Source organism: Pseudoalteromonas sp. TAB23 (assembly GCF_000498075.1).
Classification (GTDB): Bacteria; Pseudomonadota; Gammaproteobacteria; order Enterobacterales; family Alteromonadaceae; genus Pseudoalteromonas; species Pseudoalteromonas arctica.
This window is the reverse complement of the sequence record NZ_AUTP01000153.1, coordinates 1-5,189: the sequence shown is the minus strand read 5'-3', so window position 1 is coordinate 5,189 and position 5,189 is coordinate 1. Positions and strand designations below refer to the sequence as shown.

The 5,189-nt window shown below is 37.0% G+C and carries 5 protein-coding genes; 4 read left to right on the top strand and 1 reads right to left on the bottom strand.

The window, feature by feature from the left end; translation table 11 throughout:
- Window positions 1-978: 978 nt before the first annotated feature.
- A complete protein-coding gene (locus L654_RS0106315; protein WP_024590362.1) occupies window positions 979-1,878 on the top strand; it encodes a hypothetical protein in 900 nt (299 codons plus the stop codon).
- Between the two features lie 181 nt (window positions 1,879-2,059).
- Window positions 2,060-2,155, top strand: coding sequence for a DUF4236 domain-containing protein (locus L654_RS1000000127255; protein WP_076915493.1), 96 nt, complete (start codon window positions 2,060-2,062; stop codon window positions 2,153-2,155).
- 15 nt (window positions 2,156-2,170) lie between these two features.
- Here L654_RS1000000127255 and L654_RS0106310 read toward each other — a convergent pair whose 3' ends face one another.
- Complete coding sequence (locus L654_RS0106310; protein WP_024590361.1) at window positions 2,171-2,506, bottom strand: hypothetical protein; 336 nt, start codon at window positions 2,504-2,506, stop codon at window positions 2,171-2,173.
- A 474-nt stretch (window positions 2,507-2,980) separates the two neighbouring features.
- Here L654_RS0106310 and L654_RS0106305 point away from each other — a divergent pair, with 474 nt between their 5' ends.
- Window positions 2,981-4,105, top strand: a complete 1,125-nt coding sequence (locus tag L654_RS0106305) for a helix-turn-helix domain-containing protein (RefSeq protein ID WP_024607590.1) — start codon at window positions 2,981-2,983, stop codon at window positions 4,103-4,105.
- Window positions 4,106-4,251: 146 nt separating this feature from the next.
- Window positions 4,252-5,189, top strand: a 938-nt coding sequence (locus L654_RS0106300) for a S41 family peptidase (RefSeq protein WP_024607589.1), incomplete at its 3' end; no start/stop codon positions are given.

The window sequence follows — 5,189 nt, the reverse complement described above, 5'->3', positions numbered from 1 at the left end:
TGGGGCAGAAACGAGTTACGACTGATAGCACTAAGCTGAATTTCGGCAAAGAACGAATAGCGGTCATTGTGATTGGCTAAAAATAGTTAATTACTCATATTGGTGTTTGTTCACATATACAAGTAAACGTGCTACGAGCAGACATTTGCGCGGCTCGCATACAGTCAAATTTTTACCCCCACAAACCGATATAATGAGGGAAATAAATCAATTACAAGAAAAACGATTTTAATTGGCGAGTTTAGTGTGCTCCAGTTTTTTATTGATCTTTAAGCTTAGCACGCTACAAAGCGGTTCGTGGATGAGTGATAGCCAGGTATTGAGGCGCTAGTTATATTAAGTTGTTCGAGGCGGAGGGTGGACTATATTTATTTAGTCAAGACGATTGAGGCATCTACTTAATAATTGGCTATAAAAAAACATCTTATTCTCTTTTATTGACTACAGTTTTAGGTGGCTACAGCGGTGCTAAAAACAAGAGTTATTAAAAAGGCGTTAGCCTGTGAATAAGTTACAAAACTTTAAGCATTAAAGCCACTCTTCAGTTTATACTCCTGTCGGCCTTTCCCCTAGCTACGGCATCCCCCAAAAAATCACGACACTTCACTCCTCAGAGTGATTCTAAGCGACTTTGTATGAAAAGTGATGCAATTTACCTGTGCCTATGAAATTTCCTTATCGAGCCTCTAAGCTCCATAAAGAGAAGTTTATCAAGGCACGATTAGCTTTTTTTAGCTGGAAGATTGGTGAACGCGTTTTTTAAGGACTATTTTGCATTTAACTCTGTAAAGTCGCGCTCGTTCCTCGCTACGGCTTCGCCTAGTTAAAATTAAAAGCCGCGATATAGTGGGTTAGTTACCCATCCCCCATACATTAACTCTTAATGGGTAATGCTTTTGTAGTTGTTAATGATTTAAAAGTAATGAAAAAGAAATTATAATAATGTTTCTTTTACGTTTATTTAATTATGGAATGATTATGATAAAAAATTTACTTTTAACATCTTTAATTGGACTAGTTTCTTTCTCAAGTTTAGCCTCGGAAACTCCACTTTACACTGAATGCTCAACATGTTTTTCTTTCGAACAGTTCAAAAATACAGCAAGATTAAAAGCTAAAGTAGATCGCCCTCGCGATGTTTATGTAATGAATCTAGATAAATCAATTATTGAGAAATTCAATGTTTCTAAGACCATTACAGGGTACAGGATATTAAAAGGAGATAATGAACCTGATGGTCGTGGTGGTCATATTCAAGATGTAAGAATACCTATATATAGTTGGACTGTAGATAGCTATGGTGTAGAGCAGGACGCTTTAAATACTTTTCATAATATATCTGATGCAAAAAGTGCTGTTGTTGCAAGCTTAGCTGGAGTAAGCGCAACTATTGTGCCTAAAGAGATTGCAGGTAGCGCTTGGGACTTAGTTGGATTTGGTGCAAAACAATATGAAGTTTCATCTTATTATAATGAACATACAACCCTAGAACAGGATATATCGAACTTTACAATCGCAGCGGCAAAAGTTTCTGGCGTTGCTGAAATTGAAAAAGTCTTTATGCAGGTTGCTTTTGATGACAAAAGCATTGCAATATATTCGTTATATGGAATTATTGGTGATGAGCTTATATGGGATTTTGAACATGGTAGAGATGTTGACGGAAACAAAGTTGAACCTACACTTCCTGTAACATCACCACGTACATATACCTTTAAAAAAGGTGGTTTATCAACTTTCTCAAATTTTTATGATGCTGCCGTGCGTTCTGGAGCCCAATTTTACAGTACCTCTGCTAAATCACCTTCTTCTGCAGGTCGAGTTTCTTGTGTAGGCGGTAAAGCTCCTGGTTCATATATATGTACTTATACAAAATAATTAATTAAAAAATAGAGCCTTGTAAAACAAGGCTTTAAAATACATGAAAGTTCAACTCCTATGTAACACTATTTCTAACATCCATTATGAACCTTATTAAGTTTTCTTTTGTTGCTCTGATACTTTGAGCTTTGTTAAATTAAGATATAGAGTAAACATTAATTAATGCAGGGACAGCTACATGAGATTTAGAAAGAGCATCAGAATAGGTAAGGGTTCAAGGGGCAACCTAGGAAAAAAGGGAATTACTAGCATTTCTGTTGGAGGTAAAGGTTGAATTCGAAGAGAGCTTTTATGTTTCATAGCTCTCTTCGATGAATGAACTTAAGTATTCAGCATTGGTCTTTAATTTATTTATCAAACTGTTTTTTCGACTAAGAGCGTTACCGTGATTTTTTGCCTTCTGTTTTTCGATTTTCATTTCTCGTTTATTGTGCTGTATTAATTCGTTTTTTTCAGTCAGTGTATTTCCAATTTCATCCGATTTTCTTTTTTCCTTTTGATAGCACTCGTTTAAATCTTTTTTAGTCTCTGATATTAGTATTTTTTCAGCTTCAATTTCTGCTTGTTCTTGCTCTACTTCGAGCTTAGCTTGGATGCGGGCATTGTCTAGAAGCGTATGGGTCACACATTAAGAATCTTCAATGTCTGCTAGTGGAACTAAGCCGAACTTCGGCAAAGAGCGAGAAGCAGTCAATCAAAAGCTTTGATGCTGAAGTCAAGGTTTGATCCTCGGCTTTTCAGCCCAAAAGTGCACTGACATTGGTAATCAACAATGACTGAGGCGAAAGCCACTGACCTTAATTCATATGAGTGACTGGTGCATATTCACACCAATCGACGCCATTACTAGATATATATCCATATTTAAAGTGAGTTCAAAAAGTAAGAACATTTGTTTTTTTTAAATGAAAGACAAAGTAAACACAGATGTCTGCTTGATAGGAACTTTCTAATGGGTGAGCCTCGTTTGCTCTGTTCGCTGGAATTACCTCTACAGCTCAAACTGAATAATATGTCAGACACAGCTAACAATAAGTTTAGCAATCTGCTAATCTAGGAACATTAAATATATATCTGATTTCTATTTACAACTATCCCAATGCTGTTTATTTCCTTGCCAATGCAATATCTTCATGCCATCGGAACATTCCAAGGGGCTTTATTAGCAGCAATGCTCTTGTTTAGTGCTGGCGTTAACAATGCTGGGCGCATAATGGGCGTTTGGTGTCTTTTTCAAGCATTTTATTTCTGCAGCCCTTTGATTGTAGTGCATGCTGATGATACTTTTTTTGCCAATTTAATTGGATGGGGCTACTTTGTTCCCGCCAGTTTTGGTGCATTTTTATATTTATATTTTCGGTCATCGATAATTAAAAAGTCATTCCATATAAAGGATTGTATTCATGCTACGCCGTTATTACTTTGTCTTCTCTTAAATATAGATTTTTTATTTTCCACCCCTGCTGAAAAAATCAACATCGCCAATAACGCCTTACATAAAGAAAACATTCTACTGCTGACTCAGATTATTATGTTCGTACAGGCATTTTTTTATTTAGCATTGAGTGTCAAACTGATAACCAAAAGTGGACGCCATGCACGTGACACGCTTTCCAACTTTAATCCCAAAATATTTACTTGGTTATGGATAGTATTAAGTTTGTACGCAGGGATGTTCTTGACAGAAACTGTCAGCATAATAATCGGCGCAAATTATTCTTTGGGTATTGTAAGTGATCTCATAGCCTTTACATTGATATACAGCGTTTCGATGGCTCAATGGCGTAAGCCAAACTTATTTGCGATTGATAACTTGAGTGAAACTCCAACGAAAGTTCTCAACTCGACAACCAAACCACAATACTTTGACTCTCAAACTAAAACCAAATTATTAGAAAACATCGTTCAGTATATGGAAGATGAGCAACCTTATTTAGAAAGTGAACTTACCTTAGACGCGCTAGCAAAGTATACCAACCTAAGTAGTCATCACTTATCTGAAATCCTCAATCAACAAGCAAATAAGAACTTCTATCAATTTGTCAACGAATACAGAATAAAAACAGTCTGTTCTCAAATTTCTTCTAATCCCAACGAGAGACTTTTTGATCTAGCTCTATCTGCTGGGTTTTCCTCAAAAAGTACCTTTAATGCCGTTTTCAAGCAATTCAAAGGAATGACCCCAAGCCAGTATAGGAAACAGCTGAAACTCGATAGCGAATGAGTGCGAATCGACCGAATCGCACGTCCAACTCGTCCAAATCAGACGATTTTTCTCTTAGACTCCTCTTTAATGCAGCTTCTAATCGCCGTGGATAACAATATTCATCAGACGATTTAATTAGTGGAAAATAGAATTGAGGACAAAAATTGAAGACTATAATTTTAACTTTTTTTATTGCGTTTGTAATTGGCTGCACTAGCCTGAATGAACCAAAGTCAATTACAAAAAACACAAAAACGCAAGAAGGGAATACTCATACTAACCTGCCTTCATCTGGCAAGATAGTGAGCATTAAGGCATTAAAAAGCAACCTGACTGAGCTAAGTCAACGCCTTGATACGATCCACCCAGACCCGGGCTTTACTATGGATGTATCTGAAGTTAAATCGCAGATAGAGTCCTTGTCAGAAGGTATAACTTCACCCATGACACATTATGAAGCATGGAAATACTTCTCTCAGCTGAATCCTTACTTTAAAGATGGACACATGCTAATTGCTTCGCCACAGCTTGATGATCAATTTAAGAACCACATTCAGAACGGTGGTCGGCTATTTCCATTTGACGTAATGATAGATGCATCCCAACGTTTGCTTGTGGCGGAAACTATTGAGGGCCATTCAGATATTAAAATCGGTGATGAGATTACCTCAGTCAACGGAGTTAGGGCATCAAAAATAATTGAAACTATGTTGGCAAGAATGTATGGCGACTCATTAGAGTTTAGGGCTGCTTTTACTGCCAGTCGATTTAAAAAAATCTACTGGTTACTGTTTGGTAGTAGCAAAGATTATCAAATTGAGTTTATGCATAAAAATAAGCGCAAGCAATTCTCTATAATGGGTGTCACTGATGAGCCGGAAAATCACAATGCTGATGTGAGGGAATTTGTCCAAAGTCGAATACTAGACAATGACATAGGGTATTTGCGTGTCGATCGCTTTTTTTATTCTCAAGAACAAGAACAACCTTTTTTCACATTTCTAGATGAAACGTGGCAGGCGTTTAAGGATGCGAACGTCAAAGATGTGATTATCGACGTTCGCCATAACCCTGGGGGGACCGATCACTATTGGCAGCAAGG